General features: G+C 54.2%; 23 protein-coding genes. 8 read left to right on the top strand and 15 right to left on the bottom strand.

From position 1 onward, the window contains the following. Positions 1–92 precede the first annotated feature (92 nt). From ACU0FH_RS09480 to hslO, 3 genes are read right to left on the bottom strand one after another with little or no spacing between them, the layout of a single operon-like run. Positions 93–1,244, bottom strand: coding sequence for a CCA tRNA nucleotidyltransferase (locus ACU0FH_RS09480; protein WP_446194383.1), 1,152 nt, complete (start codon positions 1,242–1,244; stop codon positions 93–95). Continuing rightward, positions 1,244–1,843, bottom strand: coding sequence for a CoA pyrophosphatase (locus tag ACU0FH_RS09475; RefSeq protein WP_446194382.1), 600 nt, complete (start codon positions 1,841–1,843; stop codon positions 1,244–1,246). The genes ACU0FH_RS09480 and ACU0FH_RS09475 overlap by 1 nt, the downstream gene beginning before the upstream one ends. Continuing rightward, positions 1,833–2,819 (bottom strand): Hsp33 family molecular chaperone HslO, encoded by a 987-nt coding sequence (hslO, locus tag ACU0FH_RS09470; protein ID WP_446194381.1) that lies wholly within the window; start codon positions 2,817–2,819, stop codon positions 1,833–1,835. The genes ACU0FH_RS09475 and hslO overlap by 11 nt, the downstream gene beginning before the upstream one ends. Before the next feature lie 77 nt (positions 2,820–2,896). Between hslO and ACU0FH_RS09465 the strand changes: the two genes are divergently transcribed. After that, the gene (locus tag ACU0FH_RS09465) at positions 2,897–3,343 is read left to right on the top strand and encodes an NUDIX hydrolase (RefSeq protein ID WP_446194380.1); all 447 of its coding nucleotides are present in this window, start codon (positions 2,897–2,899) and stop codon (positions 3,341–3,343) included. Here the strand turns inward: ACU0FH_RS09465 and ACU0FH_RS09460 are convergent. Then, complete coding sequence (locus ACU0FH_RS09460; RefSeq protein WP_446194379.1) at positions 3,340–4,632, bottom strand: PP2C family protein-serine/threonine phosphatase; 1,293 nt, start codon at positions 4,630–4,632, stop codon at positions 3,340–3,342. The genes ACU0FH_RS09465 and ACU0FH_RS09460 overlap by 4 nt on opposite strands. Positions 4,633–4,751: 119 nt before the next feature. On the opposite strand from ACU0FH_RS09460, the gene ACU0FH_RS09455 reads away from it, so the two are divergent. Together ACU0FH_RS09455 and ACU0FH_RS09450 are read left to right on the top strand one after the other, a co-directional pair. Beyond that, a complete protein-coding gene (locus ACU0FH_RS09455; protein WP_446194378.1) occupies positions 4,752–5,123 on the top strand; it encodes an Hpt domain-containing protein in 372 nt (123 codons plus the stop codon). Positions 5,124–5,216: 93 nt separating this feature from the next. Further along, a complete protein-coding gene (locus ACU0FH_RS09450) occupies positions 5,217–6,443 on the top strand; it encodes an argininosuccinate synthase (protein WP_446194377.1) in 1,227 nt (408 codons plus the stop codon). A gap of 124 nt (positions 6,444–6,567) precedes the next feature. On the opposite strand, the gene ACU0FH_RS09445 is transcribed toward ACU0FH_RS09450, so the two are convergent. Continuing rightward, the gene (locus ACU0FH_RS09445; protein ID WP_446194376.1) at positions 6,568–7,284 is read right to left on the bottom strand and encodes a sulfotransferase-like domain-containing protein; all 717 of its coding nucleotides are present in this window, start codon (positions 7,282–7,284) and stop codon (positions 6,568–6,570) included. A 178-nt stretch (positions 7,285–7,462) separates the two neighbouring features. Between ACU0FH_RS09445 and msrA the strand changes: the two genes are divergently transcribed. Beyond that, positions 7,463–8,125 carry a peptide-methionine (S)-S-oxide reductase MsrA gene (gene msrA / locus ACU0FH_RS09440; RefSeq protein ID WP_446194583.1) on the top strand — a complete coding sequence of 221 codons (663 nt, stop codon included), beginning with the start codon at positions 7,463–7,465 and terminating at the stop codon, positions 8,123–8,125. On the opposite strand, the gene ACU0FH_RS09435 is transcribed toward msrA, so the two are convergent. Further along, on the bottom strand, positions 8,122–10,377 hold the full coding sequence (locus ACU0FH_RS09435) for an NADP-dependent malic enzyme (protein ID WP_446194375.1): 2,256 nt from the start codon (positions 10,375–10,377) through the stop codon (positions 8,122–8,124). The two genes, msrA and ACU0FH_RS09435, sit on opposite strands and share 4 nt — an antisense overlap. A 156-nt stretch (positions 10,378–10,533) precedes the next feature. Between ACU0FH_RS09435 and mutS the strand changes: the two genes are divergently transcribed. Beyond that, positions 10,534–13,146: a DNA mismatch repair protein MutS gene (mutS, locus tag ACU0FH_RS09430; RefSeq protein ID WP_446194582.1), complete on the top strand. Its 2,613-nt coding sequence runs from the start codon at positions 10,534–10,536 to the stop codon at positions 13,144–13,146. Between the two features lie 30 nt (positions 13,147–13,176). Here the strand turns inward: mutS and ACU0FH_RS09425 are convergent, their stop codons facing one another. Beyond that, positions 13,177–13,740: a nucleotide exchange factor GrpE gene (locus tag ACU0FH_RS09425; RefSeq protein ID WP_446194374.1), complete on the bottom strand. Its 564-nt coding sequence runs from the start codon at positions 13,738–13,740 to the stop codon at positions 13,177–13,179. Positions 13,741–13,749: 9 nt separating this feature from the next. Continuing rightward, entirely contained in the window at positions 13,750–14,814 is a 1,065-nt protein-coding gene (gene hrcA / locus ACU0FH_RS09420; RefSeq protein ID WP_446194373.1) for a heat-inducible transcriptional repressor HrcA, read from the bottom strand. Positions 14,815–14,927: 113 nt separating this feature from the next. Here hrcA and rph point away from each other — a divergent pair, with 113 nt between their 5' ends. The 3 genes from rph to hemW are packed head-to-tail and all read left to right on the top strand — an operon-like array spanning position 14,928 to position 17,396. After that, positions 14,928–15,641 carry a ribonuclease PH gene (gene rph, locus ACU0FH_RS09415; protein ID WP_446194581.1) on the top strand — a complete coding sequence of 238 codons (714 nt, stop codon included), beginning with the start codon at positions 14,928–14,930 and terminating at the stop codon, positions 15,639–15,641. Then, entirely contained in the window at positions 15,638–16,249 is a 612-nt protein-coding gene (gene rdgB, locus ACU0FH_RS09410; protein WP_446194372.1) for an RdgB/HAM1 family non-canonical purine NTP pyrophosphatase, read from the top strand. The genes rph and rdgB overlap by 4 nt, the downstream gene beginning before the upstream one ends. Next, positions 16,242–17,396 (top strand): radical SAM family heme chaperone HemW, encoded by a 1,155-nt coding sequence (gene hemW / locus ACU0FH_RS09405; RefSeq protein ID WP_446194371.1) that lies wholly within the window; start codon positions 16,242–16,244, stop codon positions 17,394–17,396. The genes rdgB and hemW overlap by 8 nt, the downstream gene beginning before the upstream one ends. A 31-nt stretch (positions 17,397–17,427) precedes the next feature. Here the strand turns inward: hemW and ACU0FH_RS09400 are convergent, their stop codons facing one another. The 7 genes from ACU0FH_RS09400 to hemJ all read right to left on the bottom strand — a co-directional run bounded on the left by ACU0FH_RS09400 (position 17,428) and on the right by hemJ (position 24,792). Further along, a complete protein-coding gene (locus ACU0FH_RS09400) occupies positions 17,428–18,333 on the bottom strand; it encodes a ParB/RepB/Spo0J family partition protein (protein WP_446194370.1) in 906 nt (301 codons plus the stop codon). Between the two features lie 14 nt (positions 18,334–18,347). Further along, positions 18,348–19,157, bottom strand: a complete 810-nt coding sequence (locus ACU0FH_RS09395) for an AAA family ATPase (RefSeq protein ID WP_238372142.1) — start codon at positions 19,155–19,157, stop codon at positions 18,348–18,350. Beyond that, positions 19,150–19,749, bottom strand: coding sequence for a 16S rRNA (guanine(527)-N(7))-methyltransferase RsmG (rsmG, locus tag ACU0FH_RS09390; RefSeq protein ID WP_446194369.1), 600 nt, complete (start codon positions 19,747–19,749; stop codon positions 19,150–19,152). Before rsmG ends, ACU0FH_RS09395 begins: the two co-directional genes overlap by 8 nt. Next, positions 19,746–21,623 (bottom strand): tRNA uridine-5-carboxymethylaminomethyl(34) synthesis enzyme MnmG, encoded by a 1,878-nt coding sequence (gene mnmG, locus ACU0FH_RS09385; protein WP_446194368.1) that lies wholly within the window; start codon positions 21,621–21,623, stop codon positions 19,746–19,748. The genes rsmG and mnmG overlap by 4 nt, the downstream gene beginning before the upstream one ends. 11 nt (positions 21,624–21,634) lie before the next feature. Continuing rightward, positions 21,635–22,921: a tRNA uridine-5-carboxymethylaminomethyl(34) synthesis GTPase MnmE gene (mnmE, locus tag ACU0FH_RS09380; RefSeq protein ID WP_446194367.1), complete on the bottom strand. Its 1,287-nt coding sequence runs from the start codon at positions 22,919–22,921 to the stop codon at positions 21,635–21,637. 27 nt (positions 22,922–22,948) lie between these two features. Next, positions 22,949–24,220, bottom strand: a complete 1,272-nt coding sequence (gene rho, locus ACU0FH_RS09375; RefSeq protein WP_238372146.1) for a transcription termination factor Rho — start codon at positions 24,218–24,220, stop codon at positions 22,949–22,951. Between the two features lie 125 nt (positions 24,221–24,345). Beyond that, positions 24,346–24,792 carry a protoporphyrinogen oxidase HemJ gene (gene hemJ / locus ACU0FH_RS09370; protein ID WP_446194366.1) on the bottom strand — a complete coding sequence of 149 codons (447 nt, stop codon included), beginning with the start codon at positions 24,790–24,792 and terminating at the stop codon, positions 24,346–24,348. Between the last annotated feature and the right edge of the window lie 105 nt (positions 24,793–24,897).

Genomic DNA, 24,897 nt, shown 5'->3' with positions numbered 1-24,897 from the left:
TTCCTCCGATACCGATTGACGTAGCGATAGCCGAGCGGAATCGTTTTGTCACCCCATCCGGGTGCATTTTCTGACCACGTGTGGTGAAGTTTTCATGACGCGAGCAGGTCCGACCGTGTCGCCAAAAATCCGCTGGCGATCCACTTTCCTTCAAGTTCCGCCAGTTTGCGCCCAAGGTCGGGACCTGAAAATTCGGGCATAAGGTCCTTTGCAGAAACAGGAAAATCCGCTCTGCTCCCGATTTTCAATTGCTCATCGGTTGCAGACGCCCAAGCGTTTCCCGTGACCGCAGAACGAAGCAGCATTACGTCTTTCGCCAAATCATAACCCAGCCGGTATCCAAGTTCAGCCGCATCGCAAGTGGATCCGATGTTGTCGGCCAGCGTGGCCAATCGGGCTGACTGCACCTTGCTCAGCCGCAGCGCATCCCCGGCGTGATTGCCGCCCAGCGCCGAAAGTCGGCGGATGGCATCGGGTGCCGCGTTCGCCTGATCCTCGCAATGGATCAATGGGCCCAGCGCGGTGTCATCGGCACCGGGAAGAACCTGTGCCAGTACGCCGGTGGCGCGCATTGCAGCGACCGACGCAGCGGGGTCGGGCGCAGCCAGTAATTTCAAAAGCTCAGCCCCTATGCGTTCGCGTGATATGCGTCCAAGACCATCGACCTCTTGCGCGATGGCTGCAAGCGCATCGGAATCCATACCGTTCCCCGGGTCGCCGTACCATGCGTGGAATCGGAAGTACCGAAGGGAGCGCAGATAGTCCTCGCGAATTCGGGATATGGCATCGCCAATAAACCGCACGCGGCGATCCTGCAAATCCGGCAATCCGTTCATCGGATCGATCAGCGTTCCTTCGGGAGTGGCGTAAAGCGCATTCATCGTAAAATCTCGCCGCACGGCGTCTTCGGCGATATCGTTCGAAAAGGAGACCACCGCGTGTCGGCCGTCCGTTTTCACATCGCGCCGAAATGTGGTGACTTCGTGCGGGATGCCACCGGACACAAGGGTTACCGTTCCATGATCGATGCCAGTGGGAATTGCCTTCAGTCCCGCAGATCGAGCGAATTCGATGACTTTTTCGGGGCGCGCATCCGTGGCGATATCAATATCACTGACATCGGCATTGATGATAGTATTCCGGACGCAGCCGCCGACAAAATAAGCCTTGGCGCCACCCATAGACAGTGCCGTACAGACCGCCTGTGTGGCCGGTCTGGTCAGCCAGTCGGCGGTCAGCCTCATCACTGCTCGAACCTCGCCGCGAGTGCGCGCAACATGCGTGCCGTCGCACCCCAGATATAATAAGGTCCGTAAGGCACCGTGTAATAATGCCGGCGGCTGCCTCGCCAACGTCTAGACTCAACAAGGTAATTTGCCGGAGTCATCAAATGCTCAAACGGTACCGAGAAAACTTCCTCGACTTCACCGGGCTCAGCGACCGCCTCAAAAGGTTCTTCCAGAACCGCCACGACCGGCGTGACCATGAACCCGGTTACCGTCTCATGGGCGGGCATATGCCCGATGACCCGTGGCACATCGACCGGCAAACCAACCTCTTCCGAGGCCTCTCGCAGGGCCGCAGCTGTGACATTGGCGTCGCTTTCTTCCTGTTTACCGCCGGGAAATGCAATCTGGCCCGGATGGTGTTTCAGAACGGAGGAGCGTTTCGTCAGGAGGATTTCGGGGCGATCACCGAAAACGGAAACTGCAATTAGCACGCCAGCTGACCGCAGTTTCCGTCCTTCGGGAAGAACTGTACCGGGATTCAGGTCAAAATCGGATGACGACTCGCCCTCATGCTCAAGAGCACGGCGCAGCCGCGCAACGATATCAGTCGCCATCGTCCTGACCTGCCTCAAAGCCAACTGTGGCCGGGTCCAAATCGTAATGAGCACCACAGAATTGGCAATCAGCCGTTACCCGTCCCTCATCCGTCGTCATCTTCTCGATGTCGCGCGCCGAATAGATCGACAGGCTCTGACGCACGCGATCCTCCGAACAGGTGCATCCGAAACGTACGGCCTGTGCATCGTAAACACGCGGCGCTTCTTCGTGGAACAGGCGCACCAGCAGATCCGTAGGCGGAATGGTCGGGCCGATTAGTTCAAGCTCTTCGACGGTATCCAGAAGAATGTTCACACGGTTCCAGTGTTCACCTTCTTCACCGTCGACGAGATCATCCGCACTCAGCACATCGCCAGACCCAGCTTGATCCGCGACAAAGGGCGATGCTTTAGGCATATGTTGCAGCATGATACCGCCAGCACGCCAATGCTCATCTACGCCGGGCTCGGACGAGAGACCGAAGCTGAGAGAAAACCGGGTCGGCAATTGCTCTGACTGTGCGAAATATGCTTCGGCGCATTCACGCAGACTATTCCCGGTCAGCGGCGTTATCCCCTGATAGGGCGCCGATCCCTTGCCTTGGTCGATCAGGATGGCAAAATACCCTTCACTAAGAAGATCTTTCGTATCGGTCTGATCGATAAGTTCAGAGTCAAAGCTTGCATAGGCACGTATTCGGGCGGCCTCACCCTCTTTTTGGGGCGCAAAGTAATCGGTGGCGATCATCCGGATCGCTCCCTTGGACTGTACCTGCAGGGACAGTTTCCAACGCAGTTTGATCGTCTGCCCGATCAGGGCTGTAAGCAACGCCATCTCTGCGACAAGTGCTTCTACCTGCCTTGGATAATCGTGCTGTTTCAGGATGCCGTCGAGCACGCCGTCAAGCCGGGCAACCCGACCGCGCATGTTCGAAACATCAAGCTGAAAGGGTAGGACTGTATCGTCCCACGCGAGTTTTGGTCCAATGGTCATGGGGTTTCCTTAAACGCCTTGTCTTGGCATACGGCCGGAATATAGACACAACTTGCCGGGTTAGAAAGGGCAAGCCAGTGATCAGACGTTTCGGACAACCGCCAGAGAAGGGCAGAAAGTACACAAGACGTCCTGGCGCCTATGCCTTGTTGCCCCGTGCGGGTCAATTCCTCGTCACGCATCAGAGCGAGCCGCTCCCGGAAATACAGTTGCCAGGTGGCGGCATCGATCCGGGTGAATCGGCGATCACGGCATTACACCGCGAAGTGCTTGAGGAAACCGGGTGGCACATCGCAACTCCGCAGAAAATGGGAATTTTCAGGAGGTTTGTGTTTATGCCTGAATATGACATCTGGGCGGAAAAGATCTGCCACATCTTCATTGCGCGCCCGGTCGTTCGCATGGGTATGCCCTCGGAACCGGCGCACGAAGCAGTTTGGTTGCCGTTCAACGAAACCATTGATCTGCTTGCCAATGATGGAGACCGGCATTTCGCCGCGGAATTCGCAAGATGCTACGGTTAACCGCAGGAAACATCATACTCGATCAAGGCCGCAGAAACGTCATCCTCCATCCCTTTCGACGTGTTCATGACCTGAACGAGGTTCCAGAACAGATCGTCCAGAAACTCTGGACCGAAAACACCGTTGCCGGAATGGCCAGCGCTGCATTCATCGATGAGCTTCAAAAGTCCGTCTGCATCGAGCATCTCACCATTGCTCAGGCGGCATTCAGTAAAGCCATCCGAGTAGAGCAACAGTCGGTCGCCCGGTTCAAAGACAGTTTCGTAAGTCGTGTAATCGACATTTTCGATAAGACCGATGGGTATCCCACCCAGACCGACGAACTCGACACTGCCATCGCGACGCAAAACAAGCGGATGCGGATGCCCCGCCTGTACCAGTTTCAACCGACCAGACGGCAAATCGATCGTCCCGTAGGCAAGGGTAAAATATTCGTCGATCCCTGTATCGACCACCTGGCGTTCGTTCAGCATCTTTGCGACGTCTTCAGGTTCGCGCAGTGCGCGGGTCTGATCCGCCAAATGGGTGACGCCCAAGTTCTGGTCGAAATAGCACGGGCTGAAGTATCCGCCGAGTCGAGCGGTCATCATAGCGGAGGTTATCCCGTGACCGGATACGTCGAGCGAATAGAAACCGACCTGGTTGGGGTTCGGTGCAAACATACCGACCATGTCACCGCCGATGTGCCCACAAGGCTTTAAAAGCAGACTGACGTGAGAGTTGCCAAATCTGCGGGTCCGGTCAGGTATCATCGATTGCTGTATCTTGCGAGCCTGAACCAGATCCGCATCTATCGAATCATACGCGACCTGAAGCTTGTCCAGCGTTTCACCGATCATCCGGTTCTTGTCGGATAGCTCACGTTGCATGGCGATGATCCGGTCGCCCGCTGTTATACGCGCCCGCAACTCGCTCTGATTTACCGGTTTGGTCAGGAAATCATCGGCGCCAGCATCCAGACCACGCGCGATTTCAACCTTTTCGCTCTTGGACGTGAGAAGAATGAAGTACCCGTATTCCTCATTCGGCAGATTCCGGTAGGCGCGGCAGAAATCGAGCCCGTTCATCCCCGGCATCATCCAGTCGCTGAGCACCAGATCAAAACTCGCGCTGGCGCATAGCAGCAGCGCCTGTTCAGCGCTTTCAGCCTCAACCACCCGATAGCCCCATTTCCGTAGCGATCTGGCAAGAATTTCGCGCTGCAAACGACTATCATCGACAATCAGAACGTTTCTGATCGACTGCGGTTCAACAGTTTTTCGGATACGGTTGTTTTCATTCGACAACACGCTGCGGCATTCCTTTTTGCTGTCGAAAGACTCGCGCGGCCCCGACTATTGATGCTCCACATTAACACGCCGTGAACCTTAAAATTGCTCAAATTGAATTAGTCGTTAACGGCACTTTCATGACGGAGCCGGTAGGCTTAGCGCGAGGTAAAATCATAAGGCAAATGATGATCGACTGGACCCGGGTGAACGAATTACGGGACGAAATCGGGCACGAGGATTTCAACGAAGTCGTCGAGATGTTCCTTGAAGAAGTGGAAGGCATCATCGAACGTATCCAATCTTCACGCGATACCAGCAGTTATGAGGCGGATCTTCATGCTCTCAAAGGTTGTGCCTTGAATTTAGGTTTCGAGAGTTTTGCCCAAGTCTGCCAAAACGGGGAACAGTTGGCCGCAAAGGGACAGGAATCGCGCATCGATCTGCCGTCTGTCTTTGCGTCCTTCGTGTCCTCCAAAAACGACTTTTTAAAGCGACTCGACACTTCGTAGCCAGTTTCATGGCTGACCGGACAGTTGGGCTGCTCTTGCTCCCCTTGACAAAAACGGCTAGGCCCCAGCCGGTCTCAATCAAGAGGAATTCTCATGTCCGCGCCCAAGAAAGTCGTGCTGGCCTACTCCGGCGGTCTCGATACGTCGATCATCCTGAAATGGCTTCAAACCGAATATGGTTGCGAGGTCGTCACTTTCACTGCCGACCTTGGTCAGGGCGAAGAGCTTGAACCGGCCCGCAAGAAAGCCGAACTGCTGGGCATCAAACCCGAGAACATCCATATCGAGGATGTTCGCGAAGAATTTGTCCGCGACTTTGTCTTTCCAATGTTCCGGGCAAACGCGCTTTACGAAGGCCAGTATCTGCTTGGTACCTCAATTGCGCGACCGCTGATTTCCAAGCGACTGGTTGAGATCGCGGCGGAAAGCGGTGCCGACGCCGTTGCCCACGGCGCGACGGGCAAGGGTAACGATCAGGTTCGCTTTGAACTTGCCGCCTATGCGCTGAACCCGGACATCAAGGTGATCGCTCCTTGGCGCGAATGGGATCTTTCCAGCCGGACCAAACTCTTGGCCTTTGCCGAAGAGAACCAGATCCCGATTGCGAAGGACAAGCGCGGCGAAGCACCTTTCTCTGTGGATGCAAACCTGTTGCACACCTCTTCTGAGGGTAAGGTCCTTGAGGATCCCGCCGAAGCGGCGCCGGATTACGTCTACCAGCGTACCGTCGATCCCGAAAAAGCGCCGGATACGCCCGAGTTCGTGGAAATCAGCTTTGAAAACGGCGACGCGGTTGCGATCAACGGCGAAGCGATGAGCCCCGCGACCATCCTGACCAAATTGAACGAACTTGGCGGAAAACACGGCATCGGCCGGCTCGATTTCGTGGAGAACCGGTTTGTCGGTATGAAATCGCGGGGCATCTATGAAACCCCCGGCGGTACCATTCTGCTCGAGGCCCATCGCGGCATCGAACAGATCACCCTTGATGCAGGATCAGGCCATCTGAAAGATTCGATCATGCCGCGCTATGCGGAACTGATCTATAACGGGTTCTGGTTCAGCCCGGAACGCGAGATGCTTCAGGCTCTTATCGATTCCAGCCAGCAACACGTTACAGGGACGGTCCGACTGAAGCTGTACAAGGGTTCGGTGACGACAGTTGGCCGCTGGTCGGATCATTCGCTTTATTCCGAAGCGCATGTGACTTTTGAAGACGACGCTGGGGCATACGATCAAAAGGATGCCGCAGGGTTCATCCAGCTGAACGCGCTTCGCCTCAAACTTCTGGCTGCGCGAAACCGCCGCCTGAGCAAATAATAGAAACGACGGCTCCGTTTTGTTCGGAGCCGTCATACTCATAACCAAACTCGAAAGAGCCTCTTCCGGGCTCTCGTTCGCTCGATACGAAACTTTTCGGGAAAAAGTTTCAATTCGAGGTAATTCAGCCAAGTTTGAATGACTGTAACCGCTCATAATGCGGCATTGCCTGTTCTACCAAACCCTGTTCGAAGGCGTCCAAATCCGGCAGATCCCCTTCCGGTCCAGCGAAGCCGGTCGACCGGTGAACGTTTTCATACCAGTGGGCGGCCCAGACACCATCAGACGCATGCCCGCCCGCTGGCCAGTGCAACATCGCATCGTCCCATTCCAGATCAAGTGAGCTGCACAAGAGACGCAGCATTTTCTCGGGATCTTTGCGAATGTCGTGACTATCGATGACGACAGGATTGCCTCCCTGCGCCAGAACCTTGCCGAATAAATCGCTTTGTTGAGTAAATCCGATGTCTTTAAGGGTCAGACCTTCGTATTTCGCGGCAAAACTGGCAACAACCCGGGCCGGGTGCCGCAGCAGGAAAACATTCTTGACCTCTCTTAACCAGTCCACCGGCACGTTGGGCAGCATATGTTGTGTCATATGCTTCTGGTAATAATGCAGCTTATTCTCGGGTACGGGTCCGATCATCGACTGCGCGACCGCATATGCATCCCTGGACTGTGACGCCAGAATGTCCTCTCGCATCGGATGATTCCGACCGGTTTCAGTTAAATATGCTGCATAAAAGGGCTCATCCACGACGGCGAAATCGGGCCTGTTACCGAACGAGTACATCATTGCTGTACTCAAGTTGCGCGGCCCCGACCACATGGCAATTCGCATTCATTGTCCCTTTCAGTACTGACGGTACGTCCCCATCTTTCGACGCCAGCAAAACGCGATGAGCGATTTTTTTTCAATACCGTCGGTAAAGATCACTCAACTCACCGTGAGGTTCGATGTCCCAGCCTTGTTACATCCACGCCTCTATGCCCAGCATGGTCTCAACGGAGGTGAATCCATGAACCGTCTTCAGAACCTGAAACCGCTCGCTTTAACTCTGCTCATCGCCTTTGCGCTTGTTATCCGCTGCAGCCCTGCTTCTGCTCAAACCCTCGAAACGCTGACAGTGGCTGGCGGATGTTTCTGGTGCGTCGAAGCCGACTTTGAAAAGGTCGAAGGCGTAACCGAAGCAGTGTCTGGGTTTACGGGCGGGGAGGTCGAAAACCCGACCTATAATCAGGTAACCAAAGGCGGGACAGGTCACTACGAAGCAGTCGAAATCAGCTTCGACCCTTCTGTCGTTTCCCGGTCTCAGCTGCTGTCGATGTTTCTGCGCTCAATCGATCCGACCGACGCAGGGGGACAATTCTGCGATCGTGGCGATAGCTATCGTACCGCGATATTTGTCTCTAATCAGGAAGAACGGTCCCTTGCGGAGCAACAGATAGAGGCGGCCGGGGACAAACTTGGGCAAGAAATCGTGACTCCGGTTCTGGAAAAAGAAGCGTTCTATCCTGCGGATTCATACCATCAGGATTACTACAAAGGACGAAAGCTTGTTCTTACCCGGTTTGGACCGAAAAGCCAGGCATCCGCATACAAGGCCTACCGCGCAGCATGTGGTCGGGATGATCGAGTGCGCGACCTCTGGGGCGAGGCCGCGCCTTTCGTCGGCAATTAACCGAGATCACAGGCCGCAAGCACCGCCATATTCAGAATGTCGTTTGCCGTCGAAACGGTCGAGCAAATCTGAATCGGCTTGTCGACCCCGGTCAGGATAGGCCCGATCACGGTCGCCCCGGCCATTTCCTGCATCAGTTTGACAGAAATACTAGCCGAATGCCGGGCTGGCACGATCAGAATGTTCGCGGGGCCCGTCAGACGTGAAAACGGGTAAGCGGCCTGGGCCTTGGCATTCATCGCGACATCCACGGTCATTTCGCCTTCGAATTCGAAATCGACACCGCGTGCTTCAAGAACATCCGGCGCTTTGTGCATTTTCTCGGCCCGTTCCGAAATGGGATAACCGAACGTCGAGAAGCTTACAAAGGCCGCTCGCGGCTCTAAACCCATGTGTCGAGCCACATCAGCACCCCTTTGCGCAATCGTCGCGAGGTCTTCTGCATCAGGCCATTCGTGAACCAAAGTGTCGCCGATCAGGACGATCCGGCCCTTGTAAAGGACCGCCGTAATTCCAACTGCGCCATGCTGGGCGTCGGCATCGAACACGTGACCGATCCGCTCAAGAACATGCGCGGACTTGCGGGTTGCCCCTGTTACCAGACCATCGCCATGCCCATGCGCCAGCATGAGCGCCGAAAAAACATGCCTGTCGCGTGCTGCAAGCCGATGAATGTCCTGCGCATCGAAACCTTTGCGATTAAGACGGTCGTAGAGAAATTGCTTGTAGGTAGAAAGGTGATGCGTATTGGCCGCATTCACCACTTCAAGCTCTCGCGCGGCATCGCCAAGACCCGCTGCCTCAAGTTTTTCGCGCACGTCTTCCTTTCGCCCAACAACAAGCGCCTTTCCCATACCGGATCGCTGATACATAACGGCGGCGCGCAAAACGCGCGGGTCGTCGCCCTCAGCAAAGATCATGCGAGACTGGGCAGCCCGCGCACGGGCATTCATACCGCGCAGGATGCTCGCCGTCGGATCCATCCGCGATTTCAGATTTAGCTCATACGCGTCCATATCGATGATCGGCCGCCGAGCAGCTCCGGTATCCATCCCGGCTTTTGCGACAGCGGGCGGGATCCGGTGGATGAGACGCGGGTCAAACGGCGTCGGAATTATATAGTCCCGGCCGAAGCTGAGGTTCTTGCCATAGGCTAGAGCAACCTCATCCGGCACATCTTCGCGTGCCAGTTCGGCCAGCGCATGGGCGCAGGCAATCTTCATCTCGTCATTGATTGCACGCGCATGAATGTCGAGCGCGCCGCGAAAGAGATACGGAAAACCAAGGACATTGTTAACTTGGTTCGGATAGTCGCTCCGACCCGTTGCTACGATTGCATCGGCACGAACCTGGCGCGCTTCTTCGGGCGTGATTTCTGGATGGGGATTGGCCATGGCGAAGATGACCGGGTTGTCCGCCATGCTTTCGACCATGGCAGCTGTCACCGCGCCCCTGACCGACACTCCAAGGAACACATCCGCGCCCTTCATCGCTTCTTCGAGCGTCCGAAGATCCGTCTTCACGGCGTGAGCGGACTTCCACTGGTTCATTCCCTCGGTTCGGCCCTGATAGATGACGCCTTTGGTATCGCACATGATGCAGTTTTCTTGGCGAGCACCCATGGACTTCAGCAATTCGAGGCAGGCAATTCCCGCCGCCCCTGCCCCGTTCAGCACGATGCGCACATCCTCGATCTTTTTCTCCGAGATATGCAGCGCGTTGATCAGGCCGGCCGCGCAGATCACCGCTGTGCCATGCTGGTCGTCGTGAAAGACCGGGATATCCAGCTCTTCCTTGAGCCTTTGCTCGATAATAAAGCACTCAGGCGCCTTGATATCTTCAAGGTTGATGCCCCCAAAAGTCGGAGCCATCAGTTTTACCGCGTTGCAGAAGGCGTCCGGATCTTCGGTATCCAATTCGATATCGATACTGTTCACGTCGGCAAAACGTTTGAACAGGACCGACTTACCTTCCATGACCGGTTTGGACCCCAGCGCGCCAAGATTGCCCAGCCCAAGAACAGCTGTGCCGTTTGTCACTACCGCGACGAGATTGCCCTTGTTCGTGTAGTCATAGGCAAGCTCCGGATTCTCGGCGATGGCCTCGCACGGCACCGCAACACCGGGGGAATACGCCAAGCTAAGATCGCGCTGGGTCGTCATCGGCACGGTTGCTCTAATTTCGAACTTTCCGGGCGACGGTTCCAGGTGAAAGGCCAGCGCCTCTTCGTCGGTTATTTTCGTGTTGGACATGACGGCCCCTCCTCGCAGGTCGAAGTGGTCTTACAGGAGCTGAAAGGAGGTCTCAACGGGCATTACGTTTTCGCCTTTAACCACCCGGACACGATTTGTAAGGTCCGCTTCAATCCGGGTGGTTCGCAGGGGAAACAGGTGTCCAACGTCACGCCAATGATGGCGCAATATCTCGAGATCAAAGCAGCATATGACGGTGCCTTGCTGTTTTATCGAATGGGCGATTTCTACGAGATGTTTTTCGAGGACGCGGTTGCGGCCGCCGAAGCGTTGGATATTGCGCTTACCAAACGCGGAAAGCATGACGGGAAAGAAATTCCCATGTGCGGCGTCCCGATCCACGCGGCCGAAGGATATCTTCTGACCCTGATCCGGAAAGGGTTCCGCGTCGCCGTTTGCGAACAGATGGAAAGCCCCGCCGAAGCCAAGAAACGCGGATACAAGGCAGTCGTAAAGCGGGAGGTCGTCCGTCTGGTCACCCCGGGCACCCTCACCGAGGACGCTTTGCTCGAAGCCCGCAGGCATAACTTTCTTGCCGCATTCGCCCGTGTTAGAGACGAATCCGCACTTGCTTGGGCCGATATTTCCACAGGTTCGTTTCACGTCATGAAGCTGAGCAGCGTCCGGCTTGGACCCGAACTTGCTCGGCTAAGCCCGTCAGAGCTTGTCGTTCAGGAAGATGACGACGCGCCCTATGATCTGGCCGACGAAATGGGGATTTCTCTGACCCCGCTGGGACGCTCAAGCTTCGACAGTACTGCAGCCGAGAAACGCCTCTGCGACCTGTTTGGCGTTGCCACGCTCGAACCCTTCGGCAATTTCGACCGGGCCGAGACCTCGGCGATGGGTGCCCTGATCGACTACCTCGAGATCACCCAAAAGGGCAAACTCCCCCTGTTGTCCCCTCCGGTTCAGAATTCAGAGGCACATGTCGTACAGATCGACTCTGCAACCCGGCGAAACCTTGAACTGACTAGATCCTTGAACGGAGGGCGCGAGGGATCACTGCTAGGTTCCATTGACCGCACTGTGACCCCGGGCGGAGCCCGTTTGCTGGATCAGAGGGTCTCCAATCCGTCGAGACGGCTCGACGTCATCCAAGATCGGCTGGACTCGGTTCAGTACTGCATCGAGAATTCTGCAATATCGAGTGATCTAAGGGCCTGTCTGCGCAAGACGCCTGACCTCGACCGGGCTTTATCGAGGCTTTCGCTAGACCGCGGCGGACCTCGTGACCTGGCTTCAATACGGAACGCACTTGAACAGGCAAAAACCATCTCCGACATTTTGTCAGTCTCGGGTCCGCCGAACTTGATAAACCAAACTGTAAAGCAATTGGCCGGTTTCGATGATCTGACCCAGATTCTAGATGACGCGTTGGTCGCCGACCCGCCGCTTTTGGTCAGGGACGGTGAATTCATCGCCAGTGGCTACGATGAGACCCTCGATGAATCTCGCGCTTTGAGGGACGAAGGCCGTTCTGTCATCGCAGCGATGCAGCAAAGATACGCAGAGCAGACAAAGATCTCCTCCCTTAAGATCAAGCATAACAACGTGCTTGGCTATTTTATCGAAACCACCGCAACCCATGCTGAGAAAATGCTCTCTGCGCCGCTTTCGAAATCCTTCATTCATCGCCAGACCACCGCCAATCAGGTGCGCTTTACGACCGTCGAACTATCGGAGATGGAAACCAAGATTCTTAACGCTGGTAACAATGCGTTGGAGACGGAAAAGCGGCTCTATGAAAGCCTGAAAGAGTCTGTTTTGTCCTACGCGGCGCAGATCAGCTCTGCCGCGCGGGCTCTTTCAGAAATCGATTTGATGACCGCTCTGTCGGATCTCGCTGTTTCCGAGAACTGGTGCCGCCCTGCTGTCGACAATTCCCGCGCATTTGAAATTGCCGGGGGTCGCCACCCGGTGGTCGAACGTGCGCTCAGAAAGGCTGGCGGAAACTTTATCGCGAATGACTGCGACCTTTCGGCAGAGACTGGCGCTGCGATATGGCTCCTGACCGGCCCTAACATGGCAGGTAAGTCGACCTTCCTTCGCCAGAACGCGTTGATTGCCCTTCTAGCGCAAATGGGCAGCTACGTTCCGGCGGAATCTGCCCATATCGGCATCATCAGCCAGTTGTTCAGCCGCGTCGGCGCTTCGGATGACCTCGCCCGTGGGCGTTCGACCTTCATGGTGGAGATGGTCGAAACCGCGACGATCCTAAACCAAGCCGATGATCGTGCTCTCGTCATTCTCGACGAAATCGGCCGTGGAACCGCGACTTATGATGGTTTGTCCATCGCTTGGGCTACGCTGGAGCATCTTCACCAGACCAACCGGTCGCGCGCCTTGTTCGCGACCCATTACCACGAATTGACAGCGCTGGCCGGTAAGCTCGAAGGGGTCGATAACGCCACTGTTTCGGTCAAGGAATGGGAAGGCGAGGTCATCTTCCTTCACGAGGTCCGCAAAGGCGCCGCCGACAGGTCGTATGGTGTTCAGGTGGCGCAGCTTGCCGGACTTCCCAAGTCAGTCGTCGCGCGTGCGCGGGTTGTTCTGGAAGCTCTCGAGAAAGGTGAACGTGAAGGCGGCGGAAAGCAGAAGACATTGATCGACGACCTGCCACTTTTTGCGGCTGTCCCCGCTCTTCAGGAAGCCAAGCCCGCGAAATCGCCGGTTACGGATCTTCTGGAAGAGATTCACCCGGACGAGCTCACGCCAAAAGCGGCGCTGGACGTTCTCTATAAATTGAAAGAAGCGGCCAAAATCTGACCGCGTTCTTTCAATCGAAGCGGCTGTCGGTCAGCTCGCCGGCATCGACGAAACGCCAACCTGCGCAGGACGCAAAAGCCGGTCATGCAGCAGGAAACCTTCTGCCGCGACCTGGATGATCTCGCCCGATTTGGTACCGGGCACCGGCGCTTCGAACATCGCCTGATGGAGTTGCGGGTCAAACTTGTCGCCAACCTGCGGTGCGATGATCTCGATACCGTGCTTGGCAAATACGTTCTGCATCTCGCGCATCGTCAGCTCGACGCCTTCGATCAGCGCGGCAGATACCGTTCTCTGCTCTTCGGTCGCGGCCTCAAGCGCACGTTTCATGTTGTCGAACACGGGCAACAAATCGCGGGCGAGCTTTGAGCCGCCGTAATTTTCAGCCTCGCGGCGATCCTTTTCCGAGCGTTTCCTTGCGTTCTCGGCATCCGCCAAGGCCCGCATGAAACGGTCTTTCAACATGTCACGTTCGGCACGAAGAGAATCCAGTTCAGCATCTTCGCTGCTGATCTCGCTCATCTCGTCCGCAAGTTCTTCGGCCTCGGCATTCGCAAGGCTATCAAGGAAATCTTCGTTCTTTGGCTCAGCCATTCTTCACCTCTAACTGCGATCGGAGACCACCCGCCCAAGCAACTGGGCGGTATAGTCCACAATAGGAACGATTCGGCCATAATTCAGGCGAGTCGGTCCAATGACCCCAACCGCTCCAATGATCTTTCGGTCAGCGTTCATATAAGGAGACACGACCAGAGAGGAACCCGAAAGTGAGAAAAGTTTGTTCTCCGAGCCAATAAAAATGCGCACACCGTCCCCGTCTTCGGCTAATTCGAGGAATTCAGCGATGTCCCGTTTCCGCTCGAGATCGTCAAACAAGGTTCGAATCCGTTCGAGTTCCTGATCGGGGTCGTCTCCCGCCAACAGGTTTGAGCGGCCGCGAACGATCAATCGTGTCGTTTCCTCGGAATTCCCCTCCCAGATCGCCAGACCGCTATCGACCAGATCCCGAGCAAGCTGATCGATTTCTTGCCGACGTCCGACGATCTCGGTCTGTATCAACTTACGTGCTTCGGCCAGGGTCTTCCCTTCGATCAGCGAGTTCAGAAAGTTGGTCGCTTCTCTCATCGAGCTTGGCGTCTGACCCGGAGGCGGCGTGAACAAGCGGTTCTCGACATGCCCGTCCGAGAAAACCAGCACAACCAGCGCTTTGTTCTGGTTCAACGAAACGAATTCGATATGCTTGATCGCCGCTTCACGTTTCGGTGTAAGCACGAGCGAGGCACCTTGTGTGACCCCAGACAGGGCTGCACCGATGCGATCCAGCGCCGTTTCGACATCCTGGCTTGTGCCGCTCATGGTCGCGTCGATTTTCTGGCGATCGGATTCATCAAGGTCGCCGATTTCCAGCAAACCATCCACGAACATTCGCAGCCCCATCTGAGTGGGAATCCGCCCAGCAGACACATGCGGACTATCCAGCAAACCTAAAAATTCCAAGTCCTGCATCACGTTACGAACCGTCGCAGCACTGACTTTCTCACTAAGGGTCCGAGTAAGCGTCCGGCTGCCAACAGGCTCGCCCGTCGTCAGATACGACTCTACGACCGATCGGAAAACTTCCCGCGAGCGGTCGTTCAGTTCTTCTAGTATCTTCGAAGCGTTATTCATCGCTGATCCCTTACCAGACTGTAATAAAAGTGCTCTCCCGCGAAAGGTCAATCGGGGTTGCATCGGGTATCGAGCGAGCGTTATCCCGTAGCCCTGATAGAGAGGGATTTGCAATGCGACCGTCAGGACGAGAGTTGAACGAAATGCGGCCTGTTTCAATCGAAACGGGATTTACGAAGCACGCGGAAGGTTCCTGTCTAATCAAGATGGGTGACACGCATGTTCTCTGCACGGCGACCATCGAAGACCGGGTGCCGCCGTTTATCAAGGGTTCTGGACTCGGCTGGGTGACAGCCGAATATGGCATGCTGCCCCGCGCAACGAACACGCGCATGCGCCGCGAGGCAGCTTCGGGCAAACAGGGTGGCAGAACGGTAGAAATTCAACGGTTGATCGGCCGCGCTCTCCGCGCAGGTGTTGATCGTTCCGCCCTTGGCGAACGACAGATCACCGTGGATTGTGACGTATTGCAAGCCGATGGCGGAACGCGCTGTGCGTCAATCACCGGTGGCTGGGTTGCCCTACGCCTTGCGGTGAATAAGCTGATGAAGATCGGAGAAGTGGTCAGCGATCCATTGGTGGATCCGGTTGCTGCGGTCAGCTGCGGGATTTATGCCGGACAAGCTGTCGTCGATCTCGACTACCCCGAGGATAGTGAAGCAGGCGTTGACGGTAACTTCATCATGACAGGCTCGGGTAAACTCATTGAGGTCCAGATGTCTGCGGAAGGTTCTGTTTTCTCGCGCGAGCAGATGAACAACTTGCTGGACCTTGCAGAAAAAGGCGTATCCGAGCTTGTAGAAAAGCAACTGCAGGCCGCGAAATGACGCGCAAGTTCGTCGACAAAGAGCTCATCGTTGCGACGCATAACTCGGGCAAACTGGCCGAGATGGTCGACTTGCTCGGGCCGTTCGGAATCACGGTCCGCGGGGCGGCTGAGCTGAACCTCGACGAACCGGAAGAAACCGAAAGCACGTTCATTGGAAACGCACGTATCAAGGCACGTGCCGCCGTCGAGGCGACCGGTCTCCCCGCTCTGGCAGATGATTCCGGCATTCAGGTTGATGGTCTCGGCGGAGCCCCCGGTGTTTACACAGCCGATTGGGCGGAAACCGGGAATGGCCGCGATTTCGTTATGGCAATGGAGCGAGTTAATCGCGAACTCGAAGCCAAGAACGAACCGCACCCGCGCACTGCGCGGTTTTGTTGCACGCTGGTTCTGGCGTGGCCGGACGGGCATGAAGAGATCTTTGAAGGCGTCATGCCCGGGCAAGTGGTGTGGCCCATGCGTGGTAACAACGGGCATGGTTACGATCCAATATTCGTTCCGGACGGTCACGACGTGACCTTTGCTGAAATGCCGACAGACCTGAAAAACAGCATCAGCCACCGCGCAGATGCTGTTTCGAAACTCGTGAAGGGCTGTTTTGTCTGAGGATTGGCGCAACGGGGGCTTTGGCCTGTACATTCACTGGCCATTTTGCGAGGCAAAATGCCCCTATTGCGACTTTAACAGCCATGTTTCCCGAAACATCGTTCATCAAGACTGGCTTGAATCCTATCGTCGTGAACTTGCTCGTGTCGCACAGGAAACGCCCGGCCGCATTCTGAATTCAATCTACTTCGGCGGCGGCACGCCCAGTTTGATGCTGCCAAGCACTGTCGGAACCATAATCGCAGATGCAGTCGGCTACTGGACGCCGGCGAACAACATCGAAATCACGCTTGAAGCAAACCCTGGTTCGATCGAAGCGCAAAAGTTTTCAGATTTTCGCAGTGCGGGCGTGAACCGCGTTTCTATGGGAATGCAGGCTATGAATGACGTCGATCTTCGACGCCTTGGCAGGATTCATACAGTCGCCGAGGCCGAAGCAGCCTTGGAAATTGCAAAGAAAAACTTTGATAGGGTCAGTTTTGATCTCATTTACGCGCGGCAGAACCAGTCCCTGTCCGACTGGGAAGACGAGCTAAATCTCGCTCTAACCTTTGCAACCGATCATCTTTCTCTCTACCAGCTAACGATCGAATCCGGGACAGCATTCGGAGATCGTTACAAGGCGGGTAAGCTGAATGGTCTGCCCAAGGACGATCTCTCGGCCGATATGTACGACCTTACCCAAGAGGTCTGTAATGCGCACGGGCTGCCTCGGTACGAGGTTTCCAACCATGCGCGTCCAGGATTGGAGTCCCGACATAACCTGATCTATTGGAACTACGGTGACTACATCGGTGTAGGTCCGGGTGCCCATGGTCGGGTAACGCTCGACGGCCAGAAATACGCAACTGAAACATATCGAAATCCGGCGGAGTGGCTTTCGAAGGCCAAAGGCGGATCCGGGGAAAAGCCCCGGAAGAGTCTTCCAAGTAAGGATCAGGCCAATGAGTACCTCATGATGGGGTTGCGAGTAAAAGAAGGCATAGATCTTGATCGCATCGAAGCCCTAGGTGGTGAAACTTTATCCGTTCCGGCCCGAAATCACCTGAAGGAACTTGGGATGATTGAAGAGATGGGATCCAGATTAGTTGTTACGAATCAAGGGTTTAATGTGCTGAACGCGATCATTTCCGAACTCGCGTTCTGATCGTTTTAATCCCGAACACTGTGTAGATCACCTATTCACCGCTAAGCATACGGCACAATGAGTCCAGCTGGTCCAATGTATCGTATTCGATAGTGATCTTGCCTTTTTCGCTGTCTGGGGAATGATCAAGGGACACCCGCATGCCGAGGTTTGCGGCGAGATCCCCTTCCAAGGCGCGGGTATCTGCATCTTTCTCGGTTGCCGCCTTTGTCGCCTTTGACCGCTTGTTATCGTTTTGTCCATTTAGCGACTTCTTAACGAGCGCTTCGGTCGCTCGAACGGACAAGCCGCCCTTTACGACCTTACGCGCCAGATCCGAAGGGTTTTCGGCCGGAATAAGTGCCCTGGCATGACCTGCTGACAGCTCTCCCCCCTGCAGAAGATCCTGAACATCCTTCGGGAGAGACAGCAATCGTAGCAAGTTGGCAATATGGCTCCGACTTTTACCAAGCGCCTCGGCGATTTTCTCTTGAGTATGGCCAAAGCGATCCATCAATTGCCGATAGCCCGCAGCTTCTTCTACGGCATTCAGGTCCGAACGCTGGACGTTTTCGATGATCGCGACTTCCAGAACTTCAGTATCCGAGAATTCGCGGATAAGAACCGGAACTTCGTGGAGCTGCGCCCTCTGCGCGGCTCGCCACCGACGTTCACCAGCTACAATCTCAAATTTGCCGCCAGCTATCTCTCGAACAATAAGAGGCTGGATAATTCCCTTTTCACGAATTGAATTCGTAAGATCATCAAGCGCCTCTTCGGTGAAGACGCGGCGCGGCTGGTCGGGATTCGCGACCAACTTCTCTATAGGAAGCATCTGATCCGCATGACGCACGGGACTGTCAGTTGCAGCATCCTGAACTTCCGGAGCAGAAACATCCGCCATCAAAGCAGAAAGCCCACGACCAAGACCCCTTGGTTTTGCTTTTTTATCCGTCACCTTCTTCTCCCGCTCTACGCTGCAACCGCGCTGTTATTCCTGACCAATTCCGCTGCCAATGCCCGATAAGCCTCGGCACCCAGCGATTTGGGATCGTAGCTGAGCACTGGCATAGCGAATGAAGGTGCCTCACTCACGCGAACATTACGCGGAATGACTGTTTGGAATACGAGATCGCCGAGATTATCACGGGCATCCTGCTCGACCTGCTGCGACAGATTGTTCCGACGATCATACATCGTTAGTACAATTCCCTCGATGCGAAGGCCGGGATTGGCGGACTGCCTAATTTCCCGGATCGTCAGCATCAGTTGGGAAAGGCCTTCAAGTGCAAAGAACTCGCTCTGCAACGGTACGAGAACGGAATGAGCCGCGACCATCGCATTTACCGTCAGGATGTTCAGAGAAGGGGGACAGTCGATCAATATATAGTCCCAGACATACTGATCCATCGCAACCTGTCGTAGCGCGTCGTGCAAAAGGAAGCTGCGCTTTTCATTTGAGATCAGCTCGATATCGGCTGAACTCAAGTCCACTGTTGCCGGAACGATGCCAAGACCATCCATACTTGTGGCTTGAATCACGTCAGAAAGAGGCGCTTCGTCAAGCAGGAGATCATAAGTCGTGTATGTGCGCTCCGTCGCCTCGATCCCAAAACCAGTAGACGCGTTACCCTGAGGGTCGAGATCGATGACCAGAACTCGATGACCCTGCTCAACCAAGGCTGCCGCGAGATTGATTGCCGTAGTCGTCTTCCCGACGCCACCTTTCTGGTTAGCAATTGCTATTATCTTGGGTTCGGTTGATCTGGATATGTCAGACACGCTGAATTCCTTCTACTCGCAAGATGACAGCCTGGCTGTCGGTAACGCTTTTTATCACATTCATATCGAACTGCCATTGTTCGCGAGCTTCACGGACCTCTTCTTCCCAATTTTTTCCCTTCGGGAAAAGAGCAACACCTTGCTTCGACAGATGAAGATCTGCGTAAGACAGTAGTCCTTTCAATCCTGTAAGGGCCCTCGCTGAAAGAACATCTGTTTGCAAAGGTGTAACACTTTCAATCCTATCATTGATCACTTCGCATTGAATACCCGTGTTACGGATAACCTCTTTCATGAAAATACATTTTCGGGTGTCGCTTTCTACTAATATGAATTTGCCACCATTTTTGCTCCCGTGATCAAGAATAGCGCAAACCAAACCCGGGAAACCTCCCCCACTCCCGATATCGGACCATGTTGAGAAACAGTCGGCTTGTTCAAAAATCTGAACTGAATCGACGATATGACGCGTCCAAAGATCATTTAAGCTCCTAGGGGAAACCAGGTTTATCTTTTGGTTCCATTTTCGGAGCAAGGTTGCATATATCTCTAGCCGTTCAAGTGTTTCACGTGAAACATTAAGTTCAGTCACGTTGCGGTCGCCCTGAGTTCCGATGCTCGTTTTTTGACGTGATAAAGCAAAAGCGTCAAAGCAGAAGGTGTCATACCATCGATTTTAGCGGCCTGAGCCATATTCTCTGGTTTGAAACGCTCCAGTTTCATTCGAAGTTCATTCGACAACCCGACAATGTCTCGAAAATTGAAGTCCTTTGGGAATTCAACGCGTTCTTCTTTTTGAATTGCATCGATGTCACGCTGCTGGCGAGTGATGTAGTTGGCGTATAGCGCATCGCGTGACAGTTGAAGCTTAACGTCGGCATCCAACTTCTCAGACCCGGGAATTAGAATGCTAAGTTGGTTAAATTCAACATCCGGGAAAGCCAGGATGTCCAATCCCGACCGCTTTTTCCCGTCCTGCTTTATCGAAATGCCAGAGCTCTCTATTTCTTTGGGTGTAAACGTGGAACCCGTCAGTAAATTCATACCGACGTTCAAACGCTCACGTTTATCTAAAAAAACATCTTTTCGATTAGAGCCAACGCAACCAAGCTCCAAACCAAGCGGTGTAAGCCTTTGGTCAGCGTTATCCGCACGAAGTGAAAGCCTGAACTCTGCCCTCGAGGTGAACATTCGGTACGGCTCACTGACACCTCTAGTGACAAGATCATCGATCATAACTCCAATATAACTTTCAGCTCGGCTGAAATAGAGAGGAGACGATCCCCTCGCCTCCAACGCTGCATTCAAACCAGCAACCAAACCCTGCGCACCGGCTTCTTCATAGCCCGTGGTTCCGTTAATCTGTCCAGCTAAGTACAAGCCCTCCACAGACTTCAAACTTAAATTCGCGTTGAGCGCTCTAGGATCCACGTAATCGTATTCGATGGCATATCCAGGCTGAAGGATAACCGCATCTTCAAGCCCCACCATGGAATTAATATAAGCCCACTGCACATCTTCAGGCAGCGAGGTCGAAACACCGTTGGGGTACACAGTGTTGTTGGAAAGGCTTTCTGGTTCCAGAAATACTTGGTGAGATTCTTTATCAGCGAACCGCACGATTTTATCCTCTATCGACGGGCAATACCTCGGTCCAACTCCTTCGATCCGACCTCCGTACATTGCTGATTTCTTCAGGTTTTTGGAAATAATCTCATGAGTACGGACATTGGTATGCGTGATCCCACAAGAGATCTGACGGGCGACTGGAGGTTTGGACAAAAAGGAGAACATCGTCGGTTCGTCATCGCCGGGCTGCTGATCCAGAATCGACCAATCAATGGTGGAACCATCCAACCTAGGCGGTGTCCCAGTCTTCAAGCGACCCATAGGTAGATCGAAACCGTCGATTTGTTCAGCCAGTTTAACTGACGGGGCATCACCCATCCGGCCACCCGGGGTCGAAGTCTCTCCAATATGGATGACACCACGCAAAAAGGTTCCCGTTGTCAGGATAACTGACTTTGCGGATATCTCCCGGCCATCGGCCAACTTGACGCCGTCAACTTTTTCCCCACTCAATAGGAATTGGGCAACCTCGCCTTCGACTATCGAAAGATTTTCTTGAGTTTCGAGATTGCCAAGAACGGCCTGCCGGTAAAGTTCACGATCAGCTTGTGCTCGAGGCCCCTGAACGGCGGGACCTTTTCTGCGATTTAACAGACGAAATTGAATTCCCGCCGCATCCGCTGCTCGTCCCATGACGCCATCAAGAGCGTCTATTTCTCGAACTAAATGTCCTTTGCCCAGCCCCCCAATTGCAGGGTTGCAGGACATAACGCCGATTTTATCAATTTTCAGCGTGACCAGAACTGTCTTCGCGCCCATCCTAGCAGCGGCTGATGCGGCTTCGGTTCCAGCATGACCGCCGCCTACCACTACCACATCTGCATTAAGATGTTTCACGTGAAACACTCCTATTTTCCAAGACAAAAACTCGCGAAAATCTCATCAAGCAGGTCTTCTACACCGATTCTTCCAACCAGCATACCCAAGGCCTGAGAAGCATCACGCAATTCTTCGGCAACTATATCATATGCACTCGGGCCGCTATCCAGAAGTTTCATCGCAGATGACAACGAATTCATTGCTCTGGATATCGCAACTCGATGACGCTCCCGACTCGCGAGTTCCGCTTTAAGGGCGCGGCCCTTAAGCTTTGCTGTCAAGCGAGCTACTAGGGAGTCAACACCTTCACCAGATAGCCCTGATATTCCGTTTTCCTTACAAGATAACAAATCAACCTTCGATCTCAACACAATGTCGTCAGGCATAATCTCAATGTCGATATCTTCGTCAGATTCCACAAGGAAAACCCTGACGTCTGCAGATCTTGCGCGGTCTTTCGCTCTCGAAATCCCGATGTTTTCGACCGCGTCATCAGTTGTTCGCAAGCCTGCGGTGTCCATCAAGGTTACAGGTAAGCCGTCGAAATCCATACGAACTTCGATAACATCGCGCGTGGTGCCCTCAAACTCAGAGGTTATTGCGGCTTCCCTTCCTGCCAGAGCATTTAAAAGCGTAGATTTTCCGACGTTCGGACGCCCAACGATGGCAACCTCGAAACCCTCGCGAATCCGCTCGGCCGTCGAAATCCCCGAACTTACAACCTTGAGATCATCGTGAACTCTACCGAGCAGCTCATTGACCTCCGGTGTCACATCCACCGGTACTTCTTCGTCAGCAAAATCAATTGTCGCTTCAAGCAACGCACCCGCACGGATCAGATCCTTCCGCCAATCTTCAGCCCGTTTACTAAAGACACCGGACATAACTTTTACGGCTTGCGTGCGTTGCGCCTCTGTTTCAGCGTCGATGAGATCAGCAAGTCCCTCTACCTGCGCAAGGTCCATCCGACCATTCATCAAGGCACGGCGCGTGAACTCCCCGGGTTCGGCAAGGCGCAACCCACCAATCCGTCCCAGCGATCCCAAGACCGCGGAAACGACTGCGTTACTACCGTGGACCTGCAATTCTGCAACATCCTCGCCAGTGAAACTCTTCGGCGCTTCGAAAGTAAGTATCATCCCCTGGTCAAGAATATCACCCTCTGCCGTCTTCAAAGACCGGAATGTCATCCCACGGGGGGGCAATTGACCGCCGCACAGGTTTTCCGCGGCGTTTCTGGCCAGAGGACCGGAAACACGTATAACAGCCACGCCTGCTTTACCCGGCGCAGAGGCCAGGGCAAAAATAGTATCCATGACGATCTCCGAATTTCCCGACCAGCGTCAGGTATTCATTGAATCAAAGAAATCACTGTTGGTCTTCGTCTGCTTCAGCTTCGAAATCAGGAACTCAATGGCATCAGTCGTACCCATAGGATTGAGAATACGGCGAAGCACAAAGGTCTTCTGAAGATCGATTTTATCGACCAGCAGATCTTCTTTACGGGTCCCGGACTTAAGGATGTCGATCGCCGGGAATACACGCTTGTCTGCAATCTTACGATCCAGAACCAGTTCAGAGTTACCCGTACCCTTAAATTCTTCGAAGATGACTTCGTCCATACGGCTACCCGTATCTATCAGGGCTGTGGCGATAATCGTCAGCGAGCCACCCTCTTCGATATTCCGAGCCGCGCCAAAAAACCGCTTGGGACGTTGTAGGGCATTTGCGTCCACGCCACCTGTCAGAACCTTCCCGGAAGATGGGACAACGGTGTTAAAGGCTCTACCAAGTCTTGTTATTGAGTCGAGAAGAATAACAACATCTCGTTTATGTTCTACGAGACGTTTGGCCTTTTCGATCACCATTTCGCTGACTGCAACGTGACGTGTAGCGGGTTCATCGAAAGTCGACGAAACGACTTCTCCTTTGACCGATCGCTGCATGTCAGTCACCTCTTCGGGACGTTCATCAATCAGCAGAACAATCAGGTAGCACTCCGGGTGATTCTTTTCGATCGAGTTAGCGATGTTCTGCAGGATAACCGTTTTACCAGTCCGCGGCGGCGCAACGATCAGCGAACGCTGACCTTTCCCGATCGGCGCTACGAGATCGATGATCCGCGCCGTCCGGTCTTTGACGGTCGGGTCATCAAGTTCCATGTTCAACCGCTCATCCGGATACAGCGGTGTCAGGTTATCGAAGGCAATCTTGTGTTTTGCCCGCTCCGGATCTTCAAAGTTGATCTGGGTCACGTTCGTGAGGGCGAAATAACGTTCGTTATCATCAGGCGCCTTTATGACCCCATCAATCGTGTCGCCCGTTCTCAGGGAGTACTGACGGATCATGTCGGGCGATACATAGATATCGTCCGGACCAGGCAAGTAATTCGCCTCCGGCGATCTCAGGAATCCAAAACCGTCCTGGAGCACTTCCAGAACGCCGTCACCGGAGATTTCCCAGCCCTCATCCGCACGCTCGCGCAGAATCTGGAACATCATCTCGCCCTTACGCATCGTGGATGCGTTTTCAATCTCCAGCTCTTCGGCCATGGCAAGAAGGTCCTTGGGACTTTTTGCCTTAAGATCAGCGAGGTTAAGGGATTCTAATGTCATGGTTCAAGCCTTTGGAAACGAGAGCGCAAGCCGCCTACGTCAAGAATTAGTCATGGGGAAACACGTGTCCCGGACGGGACAGTTCAGCCGTATCTATGTTCGGTTTGCGCTTATGTCAAACAAGTTCAAAACCGAACCACCACAGAGATCACGATAACGACCATTAAAACCGTAGGTACCTCATTCATCATCCGATACTGGCGACTGGTGACCGAGTTACGGCCTTTCACGAAGTCCTTGCGCCGCAATGCCAGCCAGTGATGAAACCAGGTCATCCCGAGCACCGAGATGGCCTTTGTCCAAGGCCAGATCATACTCCAGTCCACAATGCCGGGTGTAAAGACAAGACACAGCCCAAAAACCCAAGTGGCAACCATTGCCGGGTTCATGATGGCCTTCAACAGCCTGTGTTCCATCACTTCGAATACCTCGGGAAGTCCCGATAACTCTTTTTTTTCAACGTGATAGACGAAAAGACGTGGAAGGTAGAACAAGCCTGCCATCCAGGCAATGACCGAGATGATGTGAAAGGCTTTTGTCCAGGGATAGATGGAAATCAGAAAGTCGGTCATTTCGGCCTCGGGGTCATGCTCGGTCTCTCTTAAATATAATAAATATAAGAAGAAAGGTTTATGGTTTGGTAGGCAGGGCCCATGCCGGTGGATTATTCAGATGTG

The sequence above is a fragment of the Heliomarina sp. genome, assembly GCF_052826185.1.
Note: the sequence above shows the minus strand (reverse complement) of the source record. Positions and strands in the feature narration are given on the sequence as shown.